Annotated in this window: 14 protein-coding genes; 7 read left to right on the top strand and 7 right to left on the bottom strand. The window is 65.1% G+C overall.

The genetic code is table 11. The features are described from left to right. The first annotated feature begins 157 nt into the window (after positions 1-157). Positions 158-970, top strand: a complete 813-nt coding sequence (locus tag ABFK29_RS11565) for an arginyltransferase (protein ID WP_005858120.1) — start codon at positions 158-160, stop codon at positions 968-970. Between the two features lie 4 nt (positions 971-974). Here ABFK29_RS11565 and ABFK29_RS11560 read toward each other — a convergent pair whose 3' ends face one another. The 5 genes from ABFK29_RS11560 to ABFK29_RS11540 form a co-directional block, all read right to left on the bottom strand. Beyond that, on the bottom strand, positions 975-1,259 hold the full coding sequence (locus tag ABFK29_RS11560; RefSeq protein ID WP_005858118.1) for a hypothetical protein: 285 nt from the start codon (positions 1,257-1,259) through the stop codon (positions 975-977). A 243-nt stretch (positions 1,260-1,502) separates the two neighbouring features. Next, positions 1,503-3,863, bottom strand: coding sequence for a TRAP transporter large permease (locus ABFK29_RS11555; protein WP_005858116.1), 2,361 nt, complete (start codon positions 3,861-3,863; stop codon positions 1,503-1,505). A 13-nt stretch (positions 3,864-3,876) separates the two neighbouring features. Then, positions 3,877-4,797: a TRAP transporter small permease subunit gene (locus tag ABFK29_RS11550; protein WP_005858114.1), complete on the bottom strand. Its 921-nt coding sequence runs from the start codon at positions 4,795-4,797 to the stop codon at positions 3,877-3,879. A 137-nt stretch (positions 4,798-4,934) separates the two neighbouring features. Next, entirely contained in the window at positions 4,935-6,020 is a 1,086-nt protein-coding gene (locus ABFK29_RS11545) for a TRAP transporter substrate-binding protein (RefSeq protein WP_005858112.1), read from the bottom strand. A 725-nt stretch (positions 6,021-6,745) separates the two neighbouring features. Then, positions 6,746-7,969, bottom strand: coding sequence for an MFS transporter (locus tag ABFK29_RS11540; protein WP_005858108.1), 1,224 nt, complete (start codon positions 7,967-7,969; stop codon positions 6,746-6,748). Between the two features lie 135 nt (positions 7,970-8,104). Between ABFK29_RS11540 and ABFK29_RS11535 the strand changes: the two genes are divergently transcribed. Together ABFK29_RS11535 and ABFK29_RS11530 are read left to right on the top strand one after the other, a co-directional pair. Next, complete coding sequence (locus ABFK29_RS11535; protein WP_005858106.1) at positions 8,105-9,517, top strand: cache domain-containing protein; 1,413 nt, start codon at positions 8,105-8,107, stop codon at positions 9,515-9,517. Beyond that, on the top strand, positions 9,514-10,152 hold the full coding sequence (locus ABFK29_RS11530) for a response regulator transcription factor (RefSeq protein ID WP_005858104.1): 639 nt from the start codon (positions 9,514-9,516) through the stop codon (positions 10,150-10,152). The genes ABFK29_RS11535 and ABFK29_RS11530 overlap by 4 nt, the downstream gene beginning before the upstream one ends. A 114-nt stretch (positions 10,153-10,266) precedes the next feature. On the opposite strand, the gene ABFK29_RS11525 is transcribed toward ABFK29_RS11530, so the two are convergent. Beyond that, the gene (locus ABFK29_RS11525) at positions 10,267-10,479 is read right to left on the bottom strand and encodes a hypothetical protein (RefSeq protein ID WP_005858102.1); all 213 of its coding nucleotides are present in this window, start codon (positions 10,477-10,479) and stop codon (positions 10,267-10,269) included. Positions 10,480-11,076: 597 nt separating this feature from the next. Between ABFK29_RS11525 and ABFK29_RS11520 the strand changes: the two genes are divergently transcribed. From ABFK29_RS11520 to ilvN, 3 genes are all read left to right on the top strand, one after another. Continuing rightward, the gene (locus tag ABFK29_RS11520; RefSeq protein ID WP_005858100.1) at positions 11,077-12,831 is read left to right on the top strand and encodes an acetolactate synthase 3 large subunit; all 1,755 of its coding nucleotides are present in this window, start codon (positions 11,077-11,079) and stop codon (positions 12,829-12,831) included. A gap of 101 nt (positions 12,832-12,932) precedes the next feature. After that, positions 12,933-14,756 carry a tetratricopeptide repeat-containing sulfotransferase family protein gene (locus ABFK29_RS11515; protein WP_005858098.1) on the top strand — a complete coding sequence of 608 codons (1,824 nt, stop codon included), beginning with the start codon at positions 12,933-12,935 and terminating at the stop codon, positions 14,754-14,756. A gap of 14 nt (positions 14,757-14,770) precedes the next feature. Continuing rightward, a complete protein-coding gene (ilvN, locus tag ABFK29_RS11510; protein ID WP_005858096.1) occupies positions 14,771-15,337 on the top strand; it encodes an acetolactate synthase small subunit in 567 nt (188 codons plus the stop codon). Positions 15,338-15,416: 79 nt separating this feature from the next. On the opposite strand, the gene ABFK29_RS11505 is transcribed toward ilvN, so the two are convergent. Beyond that, complete coding sequence (locus ABFK29_RS11505) at positions 15,417-15,758, bottom strand: hypothetical protein (RefSeq protein WP_005858094.1); 342 nt, start codon at positions 15,756-15,758, stop codon at positions 15,417-15,419. A gap of 228 nt (positions 15,759-15,986) precedes the next feature. Between ABFK29_RS11505 and ABFK29_RS11500 the strand changes: the two genes are divergently transcribed. Beyond that, entirely contained in the window at positions 15,987-16,808 is an 822-nt protein-coding gene (locus tag ABFK29_RS11500; RefSeq protein ID WP_232281540.1) for a helix-turn-helix domain-containing protein, read from the top strand. Positions 16,809-16,820 lie beyond the last annotated feature (12 nt).

Here is a 16,820-nt window from a genome sequence, read left to right as displayed (position 1 = left end):
CCGACACCACCGTACCGGGCGCGGAACCAATTAACCTTCGATTAACCAATTGATCGGTAAAGATTGTCCTAAACCCTTTCCCGCAATAAGTGGGGGTTGGCTGACAGCTTTATCGTTGTTACCGTTTCGCTAAACATCCCGGAGTAATGGCACCACCATGCGCCACTCGCTGCCGCTTGCACCGCAATTCTATGTCACCGCTCCGCAGCCCTGCCCTTATCTGGAGGGCCGGATGGAGCGGAAACTCTTTACCGCCCTTCAGGGCGAAGGGTCGCAGAAACTGAACGACTCGCTGTCGAAACAAGGTTTCCGGCGGTCGCAGAACGTGCTGTACCGACCGTCCTGCTCCGAGTGCGCAGCCTGCCTATCGGCGCGCATCGACGTGCAGAAGTTCACGCCGTCGCGGTCGCAGAAGCGCACGCTGAAGCGCAACAGCCACCTCGAACGCCGCGCGACCAGCCCCTGGGCCACGGAGGATCAATATGACCTGTTCCGCCGCTACCTGGACGATCGGCACGCGCAGGGCGGCATGGCCGACATGGATGTTTTCGAATTCGCCGCGATGATCGAAGAGACGCCGATCCGGTCGCGGGTGATCGAATATGTCGACCACAAGACCGGCGATCTGATCGCCACCTGCCTCACCGACATGCTCGATGACGGGCTGAGCATGGTGTACTCGTTCTACGACCCGACGCAGTCGAAAAACTCTCTCGGGACGTGGATGATCCTCGACCATATCGAGATCGCGCGCGAGGCGGGCCTGCCTTACGTCTATCTGGGCTACTGGGTGCCGGGATCGGACAAGATGGGCTACAAGGCGCAGTTCAACGCGCTGGAGATCTATCGCAAGGGCCGGTGGGAAGACCTGATCGACCCCACCGCCTATGAGGCGGAGACGCATCCCCTGTCCACCGATCCCATCGCCGAACAGGTCGCCAACATCTCCTTCCCGGACGGGCGCGGCTGACCCTTCAGCCCAGCAACACCGGGATCGCCGGTGCCATGAGGATGCCCACCGCCAGCAGGATGACACCGCGCGCCGCCAGTCTGGCTGCGGCGTTGAACCCCGTAGAGGGTGCCATCAGCCATGCGGCAGGGTCGTCCATGTCCATCAGGTGGCTGTCGTGACGCGCGGTGCCGCGGCGGTGTACAGGACCGGTCAGGTCGCCTGCGCGAACCGGCCCCTTCCCGTGGCGCGGCGCCTGCGGCGTCAGGACTGTCCGCCGGGCCGGACCTGCGATGCGCGATGCGTACATGGGCGTTTCCTTCGTTTGTGACGTCGGCCCGGGTCTGCGCCCGGATCGATGCCAGCGTGGCACCCGATTGGGAAAACAAGACGCTCACATTCATACAATTTCATGGCGAAGACGGACCCGCGCCGGCGGAATGTGTCCGACATGGCGCGGCGCCCGACATGCGCCGTAACAAAAAACGCCCCCGCGGTGATCCACGGGGGCGCCTGTTTCAAAGGCCCTGTTTCAAAGGCATGGCCAGTGGCGTCAGCCACCCAGCAGCGTCGGGATAATCGTGACCACCCCCGGGAAGGCGGCCAGCAGCAGCAGGCCCACCACCTGGATCAGCACGAAGGGGATCACACCGCGATAGATGTGACCGGTGGTGACTTCCTTGGGTGCCACGCCGCGCAGGTAGAACAGCGCAAAGCCGAAGGGTGGCGTCAGGAACGAGGTCTGCAGGTTGACCGCGATCATGATCGTCACCCATTTCGGATCGAAGTGCGCGCCGTAGATCACCGGGCCGACGATCGGCACCACGATGTAGATGATTTCGAGGAAGTCGAGCACGAAGCCCAGCACGAACAGCACCAGCATCACGATGATGAAGACCGTGCGCACGTCGTCGAAGCTCTTGAGGAACTCCTGGATGTAATGCTCCCCTCCGAAGGAGATCACCACGAGGTTCAGAAGCTGCGAGGCGATGAGGATGGTAAAGACCATCGACGTCACCTTGGCCGTCTCCCGCACCGCCGGCGTCAGCACGCCCGAGGTGAACAGCACCCAGCACGAAAACAGCAGGCCGAACAGCGCGTACAGCCACAGCGCGTAGGTGAAGACGAAGGCGATCCACGACTCGATGCTGACGCTTTCGGTGTTGATGCGCAGGTCGAAGTTGATCCCCATCAGGATCATCCCGATCACGGCCAGCGTGGTCCAGATGATGACCTTCGGGCTGCGGCCTTGGTCGCCCAGCTTGCGGTAGGCCGCCAGCATGATGGCCCCCGCAGCCCCCAGCGCCGCGGCGGGCGTCGGGTTGGTGATGCCGCCAAGGATCGAGCCCAGCACCGCCACGATCAGCACCAGCGGCGGGAAGACCACGCGCAGCAGATCGTTCTTCGACAGCAGCTTGAAGGCATAGGCGACGCCGAACAGGGTGATCGCCCAGGGGATCGCCATCAGCAGCACCGTCACCCCGGCCGAGGTGGTGGGCCGCAGCAGCAGCCAATCCACCAGAAGGCCCAGCACGATACCCGCCGCACCGATCTGCAGCGGACGCGGGCTGGAGGACGGCGACACGCCACGCGCGACCGCCAGGATCAGCCCGAAGATCACCGCCAGTGTGGCGATGCCGGTTCCGATGGGCGCCGCGTTGGAGATCATCCCGGCCCGGATCGCCTCGATTTCCTCCGGGGTACGCCGGGTGCTTTCCTGGACGCCGCCCGCCTCGTCGATGGCTTTCTGTTCGGCCACCGCGCGGTCCCATGCCTCCTGCCCGTGCAGCTCGATCATCGAGGCCTTGCAGGCATCGCCGACGTTTGTGCGCAGGGACGCGGTCGCCGCGGTGTCGGAGAAGCTGTTGACCGTGAAGGACTGGCTGCCGACAATGTTGAGTTGGCCCAGCACCATAGTGCCCGCGATCAGCAGGATCGGAACCCCGAGATACCAGGTGAATGCCTCGCCGCGTGTCACCGGCTCGCCGTGGCTGTCCTCCGAAACGACCGCCGGGGCCTTGTGCGGGTTCAGCATCGCGTAGCCGAAGGCAAAGGCGGCATAGAGACCGGCCAGCAGGATGCCCGGCAGCAGCGCCGCCTGGAACAACGTGCCCACGGAAACCACCGCCGGTTTGCCGAGGAAGGTCAATGCGTCGGTGCAACCCGCCGCCTGCGCCCGGGCGTCCTGTGCGGTGGCGTAAAGGTCGCCCGCCAGTGTGCCCAGAAGGACGATGACGATGGACGGCGGGATGATCTGCCCCAGCGTGCCGGACGCCGCGATGACCCCCGTCGCCAGTTCCGGCGAATAGTTGTTGCGCAGCATGGTCGGCAGGGCCAGCAGCCCCATCGTCACCACCGTCGCGCCGACGATGCCGGTCGATGCGGCAAGGAACGCGCCGACCACGACGATCGACACCGCGAGGCCACCCGGCAGCGGGCCGAATACGCGCGCCATCGTGGTCAGCAGGTCGTTGGCGATCTTCGAGCGTTCCAGCACGATCCCCATCAGCACGAACATCAACACGGCCAGCAGCGTCTCGATGGACTGGCCCGCGATGACCCGTTCGTTGATGCGGTTGGTGATGCCCGCGACGGTGCGCCTCAGGCCCTGTTCCCAGCCGCCGGCGGGAAAGATCGAATCCGTCGCCACCCGTGGCAGGTCGGGGTATCGGAAGATGGATATGTTGGATGGATTGACGCCCGAGGCGACAAGATCCCGGTATTGCTGCGAGGACGTGTCCATCGCCTGGTGGATCAGGATCCCGGCGCTGTCGAGCGCGGCGATGATCCCGAAGGAAATGACCCCCGCGCCGCCGATGGCAAACGCCACCGGAAAGCCCGAAAGGATCGCGGCAAAGAGCGTCAGAAAGACGATGATCAGTCCGATCTCGACGCCATCAAGTCCGAATAGCATGGTGTTCGATCCTTCAGAATTCGGCGTGGTCGTAGGCTTCTTCGCCCGTTTCCACCTGGTCCCTGTCGAGGTACTTGCCCTCCGACTCCTCTCCTTCGACGAACTCGAGGTACGAGCGGAAGAAGAAGGTCCATGCCTGGATGAAGATCATGCCGACCATGATCACCATCAGGATCTTGAACAGGAAGTAAGCGGTGAAGCCGTTGGGGCTGAACCCGATGGTCTCCACGTTCCAGCGCAGCGCCCGGGCCTTCATCTCCATCCGGTCCAGCGGATCGGTGGGATTGACCGGCGGCACGATCAGCGACCGCCACTGGAAGTACCAGGTGTACAGCCAGATCAGCGTCGCCATCGGGATCATGAAGAACAGCGACCCCAGCATGTCGATGATCCGCTTGGTCCGGAAGCTGACGGCGGAATAGACGAGGTCGACCCGCACGTGGCCGCCCTGAATGAACGTGTAGGCCAGGCAAAGCGCCACGACCATCGCGTTGAAAAGCTTCAGCTCTTCCGCCCACCACGAGATGTCGAAGCCCACCGGGATACCGAATCCCAGCACGATGTCCGGACGTGCGAAGATGCGCTGGATGAAGACGATGACCACCTGTTGCAGCACCATCAGAAGGCCCGCCCAGGCGAAGAAACGTCCGACCCAGTTGCCGAAGAACTCCAGCCCGATCACCACGCCCCACAGGAACGACCGCTTCCACAGGCCGATGGCGAAAAGCACGAGGAAGAAGGTGACGACGATGAACCACAGCTCTACGGAGGCGCCGTAGTAGATGAAGCGCATGACGGCCGTCGGATCGCTCCAGTCCAGCCAGCTGGCCGGATGGGTGATCGCGTATCCAAGGTTGTAGAAAGACATGGCGATGTTCTGCAGGACCCAACCGATCCCGCTGAGAATCCCGCCGCCTGCCGCGGTCTCGTCCATGATGACCCCCAATTGTCCCGGTGGCCGCCGGCCCTTTCAGGGTCCGTGCGGCACGTCGGGCGCAGCGCGCAAGGCGCAACGCCCGGATTCGGAAACGGAGCCCCCCGTGGAGGACCCCGTCACCCGTTCGGTATCGCTTACTGACCCAGCACGCGGACGCGCTGCTGGACGTAGAAGCCGTCCGACTTGTTGATCCAGCTTGCGGAGGTCGCGAGGCTTTCCTCGAACGAGATGCGGATCTTGGCGAACAGCTCGTCGTTCATGTTCTCGTCCATCACCTCTGCGGACGCCTTGCCGAAGGCATCCCACACGTCGTCGGAGAACTGCAGCGTCTTCACGCCCTGCGCCTGCAGACGGGCCAGCGCCGCACCGTTGTTGGCCAGAGTCTCGGCCAGCTGGTAGTGCGTCGTCGCCATGGAACCGTAGTTCAGGATCGCCTTCTGCTTGTCGGTGAGGTCGTTCCAGACGTCGAGGTTGACGTTCGCAGACAGCGCGGAGCCCGGCTCGTGGAAACCGGCGGTGTAGTAGATCTTCGCCACTTCCTGGAAGCCCGCGCGCTCGTCGGCGAGCGGTCCGACCCACTCCAGACCGTCGAGGGCACCGGAGGACAGCGCCTGGTACAGTTCGCCGCCCGGGATGTTCTGGACGGATGCGCCCAGCTTGCCCAGCACCTGGCCGCCAAGGCCTGGCATGCGGAACTTCAGGCCGTTGAAGTCGTCCGCCGACTTGATCTCGTTGCGGAACCAGCCGCCGGACTGCGAACCGGAGTTGCCCGCCATCAGGCCCTTCAGGTTGAAGATGGAGCCGAGTTCGTCATGCAGGTCCTGGCCGCCGCCATGGTAGTACCAGTTCACCATTTCCTGCGCGGTGCCGCCGAAGGGCACGGCGGTGAAATAGGCAAAACCCGGGTGCTGACCGATGAAGTAGTAATCCGCCGCGTGGTACATGTCGGCCTGGCCCGAGGACACCGCGTCGAACACTTCGAACGCGCCGACCAGCTCGCCCGGGGCCTTCAGGTCGATGGTCAGATCGCCGCCGGACAATTCGCCGACGAATTTCACCAGGTATTGTGCCGCGTCATCGAGAACCGCGAAACCGCGCGGCCACGAGGTCACCATGGTCAGCGTGCGCTGGCCCTGAGCATAGGCCGGAGCGGCAAGCGTGGACGCAGCCGCGGCGCCCGCGCCGACAGTGGACGCACGAAGGAAAGAACGACGATCCATTGAAATCCTCCCAGATTGTTCTTGATGCGCAAAGCTCCCCACCTTGCACGGATCGTTGAAAGTGCAGGCACCGTAGGTACGAATCTCAGGGTTGGAAATACCCACTACTGCGCAGATCGGCGGGATAAATGCCCGAAGCGTGGGCGCCCCAACGTCAAACTGACCCCGAAATACAACCTATGGTTAATTCGACCCGGCAGTCACCTTCCCTCATACGGGAAACCGTGCTAGGTCTCGATGTATTGGAGTGATACATTTGCGGCGCATGAACTCTCGGACGAGACCGTTGATCCGCTAAGACTTTTTTGCTTGCCCCGCCGCACACGCCGCCGCGGCGTGCTTCCGGTCCAGCCTCCGCTTCCCCTTCGACGTCTGGACCGGGGTATGCCGCAACGCCCACCACTCACAGGGCGGCGCGTGCCTGTGGGCACTTCCAGCCGTCGCACGACGCGCGGCGGGAACGACCGGCCGCCATTGCTCATCTCCCCGGTGGCGGCCGGCCACCTTTCCGGCAGCGCGGCCATATAAGCGTCGGCGCCAACCGCCCCCCCGACCGCCCCCTCCGCGCCATCGTAAATTGGCTCGTCATACACGGCGGCATCATGGCGATCCGGCACGGGTTGGCCATGCGCCACCTGCCGGAGGACTGCGGTTACGATATAACCTCTCACGGCGATGGCGCGCCCGGCACAATCACCCTCTCGCTGCCGCTGGCACCGTGGCGGTCAGTCGAACCGCAGCCGTGCCAGCGCGTAGACCAGCAGCCCCGCGCTGACCGACGCGCCCAGCAGATAGGGCGCATGCAGCGCCGCCGTCCGGCCAAGGGTCGGCTCAAGCACCGACACCAGCGCCCCGGCCCCCATCGCCCCCAGCGGCATCGCGCCCCAGCCAAGGAAACGGTAGACCGAATTCACCCGTCCCAGCAGCGTGTCCGGGATCAGCCGCTGACGATAGCTCACCGTGACCACATTCCACAACATGCCGCCGAGCGCCTCGGTGAACAGCGCTAGCCCCGCCACCACGGGCGAGGCGAAGAGTCCCAGCATCAGGTGCACCGTCACGAAGAGGACGAGCGCCACCAGCAGCGCCGCGCGCATGCCCAGCCACGCCGCGACGCGTGGCGCCGCCAAACCGCCCAGCACTCCGCCGCAGGCGCCCAGTGTCAGAAGGATGCCGTAACCCGCCGAGGACAGGCCAAGCACCTCCTGCGCGTAAAGGACCAGCACCGTCATGCCGCCGATGAAGACCGCATTGATGATGCCCAGCATGACCGCCAGACGCAGCACGGTCGGTTTCGCGCGCATCCACGACAGCCCCTCCACCAGCGCGGGCCAAAAGCGGGCCATCTCGCCGCCGCCGCGCTTGGGTGGCAGGGCGATCAGCCAGACCAGCGCCGCCGACAGCGCATAAAACGACGCGTCCGCCCCGAAGGGCAGCGCGATGGACGAGGCGATCAGCACCCCGGCCAGCGGCGGTCCGATGAACTGCCCGGTGACCTGCTCGGCGCTCCACATCTGGCCGTTGGCGCGCTCAAGCGCCTCGTGTGGGACGATCGAAGGCAGCATCGTCTGCGCCGCGTTGTCACGGATGACCTCCGCCGTGCCGAAAAGGAACGCGATGAGCGCCAGCGCCCAGATGCCGCCCGCCTGCACCGGCGCCAGCACCATGCCGAGCGTCAGCGCCATCAGCACCACCCGCACCAGATCGGCGCGGACCATCAAGAGCCGCCGGTCGGCCCGGTCCGTCCAGACGCCGGCGGGCAGCGCGAACAACGTCCACGGCAAACGCTGCGCCGTGGCCACGGCGGCGATCAGCACCGCGTCCTGTGTCAGAAGCGTCGCGAGCCACGGCAGCGCCACCATGCCGATTCCGTCGCCGAGGTTCGACACAGCGCTGGCCGAAAACAGCAGCCGGTAGTTGCGGTTTTCCCGGATCAATGCGCCCGCCATGTCATGTACCTCCTGCCGATCTGCCCGAAGGCTAGTCCGCGGCGCCCCCGACCGGAAGCCGTAAACGCCGCCGCCCTGCCCCGCGCTTCACCGATGGCCCTTTTCCCCGGCCCGATGCTCTGCTTTCATTGCGCCATGGGCCCGATGCAACGCCTCCGCCTCTCTTACGGTCAGAAACTCTTCCTGCTGGCCTCCCTGCCGCTGATTCTGGCGGTGTCCGCCATCGCGTTGCTGGTGGCGGGACAGTCGAGCATACTGGCCGACCGGGAGATCCGCGGCCTCGAAACCCAGTTGATCGAGGCGAAGAAGCGCGAACTCAGGAACTATGTCACGCAGGCCCGGAACGGCTTCTATTTCATCTACGGCTCCGCCCCGCCCGACGACGAGGACGCCAAGCGGCAGGTCATGCAGATCCTCGCGGCGATGATCTACGGCGACGACGGCTTTTTCTTCGTCTACGACTACGACGGAACGAACCTCGTCTCGCCCCGCCAGACCGAGATCATCAACACCAACCAGTGGGAGATGCGCGACGGCGAAGGCACGGCGGTGGTGCAGGAGTTCATCAACACCGCGCGCGCCGGCGCGGGGTACGTCGAACACCTCTGGCCCAAGCCCTCCACGGGCGAGGACGCGCGGATGATCACCTATGTCACCTCCTTCCCCTCGTGGCGTTGGGCGGTGGGCACCGGCGTCTTCATCGACGACGTACGGCAGACCGTCGCCGCCGCCCGGGCCGAGGTGGAGGCGCGCGTCCAACGCACCTTTTTATGGATCGGCGCCATCACCCTTTCGGCGCTGCTGCTGGTCTTCATTTCCGGGCTGCTCATCAACATCCGCGAACGCCGCCTTGCCGACACCAAGCTCAAGCATCTGACCCAGCGCGTGCTCGACGCGCAGGAGGATGAGCGTGGCCGTGTCGCCCGCGAACTGCACGACGGCATCAGCCAGATCCTCGTGGGGGTGAAATACGCACTCGACGTCGCCCGCCGCCGGGTGTCCTCCGGCGACCCGCGCGCCGAGGAATCGCTGGCCAAGGGCGCAGACAACCTGTCACGCGCGATCACCGAGGTGCGGCGCATCTCGCGCGATCTGCGGCCCGGCGTGCTGGACGACCTCGGCCTCGGTCCGGCGATCAAGGCACTCACCGACGATTTCCGCACCCGCACCGGCATCGACACGCAGTTCGAAACGGTGGTCTTCCGCAACCGCCTGTCGCAGGACGCCAAGATCGCGCTCTACCGTATCGCGCAGGAGGCGCTGACCAACGCCGAACGCCACTCCGGCGCGACCGAAGTGTCCATCGACCTGCGCGGCCACCGCTCCGGTGCCACGTTGCGTGTTTCCGACAACGGATGCGGGCTCGGCGACCGCGGCCGCCCGACCACCGGAATCGGCCTGAGAAACATGCAGGAGCGGATGGATCAGCTCGGCGGCACGCTCAGGGTGCTTTCCTCGCGCACCGGGACCGTGGTAGAGGCACAGGTCCCCCTCTCGCACCTGCTGCCGCCGGAAGAAGGCGCGCCCAAACGGAAGACCAAAGGATGACGACGCGCGTGACCATCGTCGACGACCACCCGCTGGTGGCCGAAGGCATCGAAGCCATCCTGGACAGCTACGACGACATCTCGGTCGTGGCGACGCTGTCGGACGGGCAGTCGATGATCGACCGGCTGGACGAGCTGAACCCCGACGTCATCCTCATGGACCTGAACATGCCGGGCCTCGGCGGACTGTCGGCGACCGAGATGATCCTCGAACGCGCACCGGACACGCGCATCCTGGTCCTGTCGATGCACGACACGCCGGAATACATCTCGACCGCGTTGACCCACGGGGCGCGGGGCTATGTGCTGAAGGACGTGCCCACCGACGAGATCAAGCATGCCATCGACGCCGTGATGCGGGGCGAGCGATATCTTTGCACCGGCGCGTCGGGGGCGCTGACCCCGATCAACACCGGCGGCCGCGACCCGCTGACCAACCGCGAACAGACCATCCTGCTGCAACTGGCGCAGGGCAAGTCCAACAAGGAAGTGGCCGTCGCGCTCGACATCTCCGTGCGCACGGTGGAAACCCATCGCAAGAACATCAAGCGCAAGCTGGGCATCGCGACCACGGCCGGTCTGACCCGCTACGCGCTGGAACACGGCGTCCTTCAGGGCACGGGCGTCAACTTCTGACGCCGCCGACCGGACCCTCGCGGCCTGCACCGCACCCGCCTGCACCACACCTGCCAAAAAAAACCGGCTCCCGAAGGAGCCGGTTGAGGTAACGTGCCTTGGGTAGTTCTTGCGTCAGAGGTTGACGCCAGTCTCATGCGGATCGCAACCGAGGTCTGGAGCGGACAGAACCGCCGGGATCAACAGCACCGTTTGAATGTCCGCCGCTTCGGCCATGTCGGGCTCCGCCTTGGGTACGCCGCCCAACACCAGTGCCGCCCCGATCAACCCAACCAGGGCCGCCGCCTTGCAAAGGGTGAAATCGCGGTAGAAGACATTACGAGTCATCGCTGAAAATCCCTCGGATCTGCTCGGCGCTCTTCGATGCCGCCTGACCCGACAGTGCGGCAAAGCGTTCTTCCGATCAACTCACGAATTTGAGCAGAAATGTTGCAGAATCGGCACTGCACCCCATGACGCACCGAAAATTCATCCGGCAAACCATTGAAACCCTTGGCCGCAGTCACATTGCAAGCGCCTTGATGCCGACACCTCTGCGAAGATGCACATCTGCTCCGCAAGACAGGATATCGGCGCATCTCCGCTCAAATAGCGCGCAACACCGGTGATGAAAGTTCCAAGAACGCCCTCCGTGGCGCAACAAATGGAAAATTACCTGTCCGAAATCCCCCTTCCCAAGGCTTTCTGCGGTTGACGGCCCGGCGCACGGCTCATACAACTGCCGGCGCAAGAAGGAGCCTCTGGCATGATCACTCTAGTAGTCATCGTAGGAGAAAGGCGCATGGGCCGCTAACGCGGACACCCTACCAGGTCCCCATGCGCCCCCGTCAGCCGAACGGGGGCTTTTTTTTGCCCGCTGCCCACGTGGCGCGACCAAGACCGAACCCGGGCAATCCCGCCCAAGTGTCAAGATCGGAGACAGTTATGACACGTCAGATGACCGGAGCGAAAATGGTGGTCCAGGCCCTCAAGGATCAGGGCGTGGAAGTCGTATTCGGCTACCCGGGCGGTGCGGTTCTACCGATTTATGACGAGATCTTCCAGCAGAACGACATCCGTCACGTTCTGGTGCGTCACGAACAGGGCGCGGTGCACATGGCCGAGGGCTACGCACGCTCGACCGGCAAGCCCGGTGTCGTGCTCGTGACCTCTGGCCCCGGCGCCACGAACGCCGTGACCGGCCTGACCGACGCGCTCATGGACTCGATCCCGCTCGTTGTGCTCACCGGCCAGGTGCCCACGTTCATGATCGGCTCCGACGCCTTCCAGGAGGCCGACACCGTCGGCATCACCCGCCCCTGCACGAAACACAACTGGCTGGTGAAAGAGACAGAGCGCCTGTCCGCCACCATCCACGAGGCCTTCCACGTCGCCACCGCCGGCCGCCCCGGCCCGGTGCTGATCGACATTCCGAAGGACGTTCAGTTCGCCTCCGCCGCCTACCAGCCGAAACCCTCGGTCTCGACCCGGCATTACCAGCCGCAGGTCAAGGGCGACATGGAGATGATCGAGGATCTGGTCGAGGCCATCGAAACCGCCGAGAAGCCGGTGTTCTACACCGGCGGCGGCGTGATCAACTCCGGCCCGGCAGCTTCGCAACTGCTGCGCGAACTGGTGGAGGCCACCGGCTTCCCGATCACCTCCACGCTGATGGGTCTCGGCGCGTACCCCGCGTCGGGCAAGGCGTGGCTCGGGATGCTGGGGATGCACGGGCTTTACGAGGCCAACCTCGCGATGCACGGCTGCGACCTGATGATCAACCTCGGCGCGCGCTTCGACGACCGGATCACCGGCCGCATCGACGCGTTCAGCCCGGACAGCCGCAAGGTGCACGTCGACATCGACCCGTCCTCGATCAACAAGGTCATCAAGACCGACATCCCGATCGTCGGCGACATCGCCCATGTCCTTGAGGACGTGCTGGCGCTGTGGAAGTCGCGCGGCCGCAAGATCAACCGCGAGGCACTGGCCAAGTGGTGGAAGCGCATCGACGAGTGGAAGAAGGTCAACTGCCTGTCCTACAAGAACTCCGACAAGACGATCAAACCGCAGTACGCGCTGCAGCGTCTCGAAGAGCTCACCAAGGGCATGGACCGCTACATCTGCACCGAGGTGGGCCAGCACCAGATGTGGGCCGCGCAGTTCCTCGGCTTCGAGGACCCGAACCGCTGGATGACCTCCGGTGGCCTCGGCACGATGGGCTACGGCTTCCCGGCCTCCATCGGTGTGCAGATGGCGCATCCCGAAAGCCTCGTGGTCAACGTGGCGGGCGAAGCCTCGTGGCTGATGAACATGCAGGAACTCGGCACCGCGTCGCAGTACCGCCTGCCGGTCAAGCAGTTCATCCTCAACAACGAGCGCCTCGGCATGGTCCGCCAGTGGCAGCAGCTCCTCCACGGAGAGCGATACTCCCACTCGTGGTCGGAATCGCTGCCCGACTTCGTGAAGCTGGCGGAGGCCTTCGGCTGCAAGGGCATCTCGATCTCCGATCCCGCCGATCTCGACGACGCGATCATGGAGATGATCAACTACGACGGACCGGTGGTCTTCGACTGCCTGGTGGAGAAGCACGAGAACTGCTTCCCGATGATCCCCTCGGGCGAGCCGCACAACAAGATGCTGCTCGGCGACGCCAAGGCCACCAACGCCATCGCCGGCAAAGGCGCGGTGATGGTGTGATCCATCGAAGGGGCCGGTCGCCAGCGCGGCCGGCCCCTGACACACGGCCCCCCGCGTTTGCGTCGGGCCTTCCCTTTCCGTCAACCGTCCCAGAGCCCTCCATGACGCCCGCGTCCATCCCTTCAGGCCGCAAAGGTCCCTCCGCCGTCCGCCCGGTTCCGGTGCTGGCCGAGGCGCGGGCACTGGTGGCGTCCGGGACGCGCGACCGGGCCGGGGCGCTCCTCAGGGCGCACCTGCTGCGCAACAGCCGCGACGCCGAGGCGCGTCGGATGCTGTCCAGCCTCGGCCCTGACGCCCGTCCGCCCCTGCGCCTGACGCCCGACCAGCGCACCGCGCTGAAGCAGATGCACAAGAGCTTTGCCGCCGCCGACTGGGCCCGGGTTCTGGCGACCGGCGGCCCGCTCCTGAAGGCGCAGCCACTGCTGGGCGAAGCCGCCAACGCCGTGGGCGTCGCGCTGAAGGCGCTGGGACGCGAGAACGACGCCCTCAAGGCCTTCGACCACGGCATCCGGCACGACCCGGCCCTGCCCGACTCTTACGTGAACATGTCCGTCCTGCTGACGGAAAGCGGTCAGCCCGACGCCGGTGAAGAGGCCGCGCGCGCTGCCCTCGACGCCGCGCCGGATGGCGCGGGCGGCCACTTCGCCCTGGGCCGCGCGCTCATGGCGCTGGACCGCACCGAGGAGGGGCTGGACCACCTGCGCACCGCCACAAAGGCCGAACCGGCGGATGCCGCCGCCCATGCCGAACTGTGCGTCGCGCTGGAACGGCTGGGCCGTCTCGACGCGCTCGACTCAGCACTTGCCGCCGCCGATGATGCGGGGACCGACAGCCCTGCCCTCGCGCTTCTCAGGGGTATGGCTCAGGTCCGGCGCGGCGCAATGGCCGATGCGCTCACCACGCTCGACACCATCGACGAGGCCCGGCTGGACCCGCGCAGCCGTGCCCAGCTTGCCGCCACGCGCGGCCGGGCGCTGGACGTGCTGAACCGTCCCGACGAGGCATTCGCCGCCTTCACCCGGATGAACGAGGTGCAGGCCCGCCTGCGCAAGCTGACCGGCACGCCGCCATACCTCGACATGCTCGCCGCCAGGCTGGCCGCCCCCGCACCGGGACCCTGGCCCGCCGCTGCGGAGGACGACGACGGCTGGACGCCCGCCTTCCTTCTGGGGTTCCCACGTTCCGGCACCACGCTGGCCGACGCCTTCCTGCGCGGCCACCCGCAGGTTGCCATCACCGAAGAGCAGGGCTTTTCCCTGATCTTGCGCCGCGACATCCCCCCGCACGCAGAGGCCGAAGCCCTCGACGCGCTCGACGCACAGGCCCGGGCGACACGCCGTGCCGCCTACCGCACCGCCTTCGAGACCCGAATCGGTGGCCCGCTTGGACACCGCACCGCCATCGACCGGATGCCGCTCGACCTGATCGAGGCAGCGGTGATCGCCCGCCATTTCCCCAATGCCCGCCACATATTTGTGCAGCGCCATCCGTGCGACGTGGTACTCAGCGCCTTCATGCAGAACTTCGGCGCCAATCCGGCGACCAACAGCTTCCTGACACTGGAAAGCACCGCCATCGCCTACGACCGGGCGATGACGCTTTGGCACGATGCGGCGGACCGGCTGGCGCTTTCCCGCGTCACGCTACGCTACGAAACGCTGATCGCCGATCCGCGCGAGGCGCTTGGCCCCGTGCTGGACCTTCTCGGTCTCGACTGGCACGAGGCCATGACCGATCACCGCCAGAACCTGCGCACCCACGTGCGCACCGCCAGTTACCGGCAGGTCGGCGCGGCGCTCAACCGCAATGCCGAAGGGCGGTGGCACCGCTATGCCGACCGTCTCGAACCGGTCATGCCGCTTCTGACCCCCTGGATACACCGGCTGGGCTATGATGCCCCGGCCCCAGCCCCTGAACACCTCTGAGAAAGGCCTGCACCATGTCTGCCCTGAAGATCAAAAAAGGCTCCTCGAAGCACTCCGCCTACAACCTGCGCCCGAACTTTTCGGACGTGACAGAGACGCACACGCTCGCCGTCCTCGTGGAAAACGAGCCCGGCGTGCTGGCGCGTGTCATCGGCCTGTTCTCGGGCCGCGGCTACAACATCGAAAGCCTCACGGTTGCGGAAGTCGACCATCAGGGCCACCTGTCGCGCATCACCATCGTCACCAAGGGCACGCCCCAGGTAATCGAACAGATCAAGGCGCAACTGGGCCGTATCGTGCCGGTCCACGAGGTGCACGACCTGACGGTCGAAGGCTCCTCGGTGGAGCGTGAACTGGCGCTTTTCAAGGTCAAAAGCACCGGCGACAAGCGCGTCGAGGCACTGCGCCTTGCCGACATCTTCCGCGCCCAGGTGGTGGATTCGACGCTGGAAAGCTTCGTCTTCCAGCTGACCGGCGCGCCGGACAAGATCGACGCCTTCGCCGACCTCATGCGCCCGCTGGGCCTGATCGAGATCGCCCGCACCGGTGTCGCCGCCCTGGCACGCGGCGCCGGCGCCTGAGCCGGTCGCCCCTTCCTGAAACACCAAAGGCGCGCCTCATCGGGCGCGCCTTTTGCGTCAGGTGGTCAGTGCGGAAAGATCAGATCAGGACGCCGGGGAACGGCACGACGTTGTCGCCTCCCGTGGCCCGTCGCGGCTCGGGACGCGGCGACACGACATCCGACGCCCGTCCGCGCAGGTTCCGTGCCAGTTCGGGCGCATAGCCCTGCCCTACGCGTTTGGGGTTGTCCGCTCGCCGGAAATCCGCGCACTCGCACAGTTCGAATTGAATCAGGTCGCCCGCATCGAGCGTGGGGCCTTCGTGGATGTGTTCCTCGGCTGCAGTATAATACGCCAGATTGCCGTGATCCTCACACCAGATCACTGCCTTCGTATCGCTGGCATCCGCCCAAAGAACGACTCCGTACATACTTTCTTGCATCACGCCACACCTGCTGATGGTTTCGTTATCACCGTGCCGGAAACCATTCGGACAGAACACGTCTTTTTCGGCGTCGGCTTCTTGATTTTTGTGCCGTGAACCGGCAGTTATGCCTCTAGTAAGCATCACATGTGACGCCAACTAGAGTCAGATCAAGCAACAGCTTGTGGTCATATCTTCCAATAGGTAGTAATTCAATGCTACCACTCAACGATAACGAGAATATCTATGAATAAGGATGGCGGCAAGATGCGTCCACGCAGCCCCTCTCCGGCAGAATTGCGCAATATGCTGGGTGACAACCTGCGTCAGTTGTCGCAACAGGCCTCGTCAATCTCTGCTTTGTGTCGGGAGCTCGGCATAAACCGGACACAGTACAACAGGTATCTCGCCGGAGAGAGCTTCCCCCGGCCCGATGTGCTGCATCGCATCTGCTCGTACTTCGGCGTGGATGCACGCATCCTTCTGGAACCGGTGGAACGAGTCGTGGCGACGGACAACAGCGTGCTGCTGAACCCGGCCGTGGCGGAATACCTCGGCGGCACCGCGCGCCCCGTCCCGGAAGAGGATTTCCCCTCCGGCTTCTACCGCTTCACCCGTCGCAGCTTCATGGATGACAAGGCGTTCGTACAGGGCGTGATCTACGTCTTCCGCAACCGGGGCGGCACCTTCCTCAAGGGGTTCGAGGCCAAGGACGCCATGCGCGCGCAGGGCCTCTCGGTCGAGCCGCGCAACCGCGAATTCCGCGGCACGGTGATCCCGCAGGAAGACGGCATCGCGGCGCTGGTCAGCCGCAAGGGGGCGACCACCACCTCCTTCAACTACCTTGCCCGCGTTCCGACGTTCGAGAACAACTTCTGGGTCGGCTACGTCACCCGCACCGTGCGCGAGAACATCGCCGGCCGGCGCGTCGAACGTCTTGTCTACGAACACCTCGGCAGCAACCTGAAAGAGGTCCTGCCCGCCGCGCGCAACGCCGGGTTCTGCAAGGCCGAGGATCTCGTGCCCTATCACCGCAACCTGCTGAAAGTGGGCGAGACCTTTTTCTGACCGGCAGGACCA

The organism is Sagittula stellata E-37, from assembly GCF_039724765.1.
Lineage (GTDB): Bacteria > Pseudomonadota > Alphaproteobacteria > Rhodobacterales > Rhodobacteraceae > Sagittula > Sagittula stellata.
Note: the sequence above shows the minus strand (reverse complement) of the source record. Positions and strands in the feature narration are given on the sequence as shown.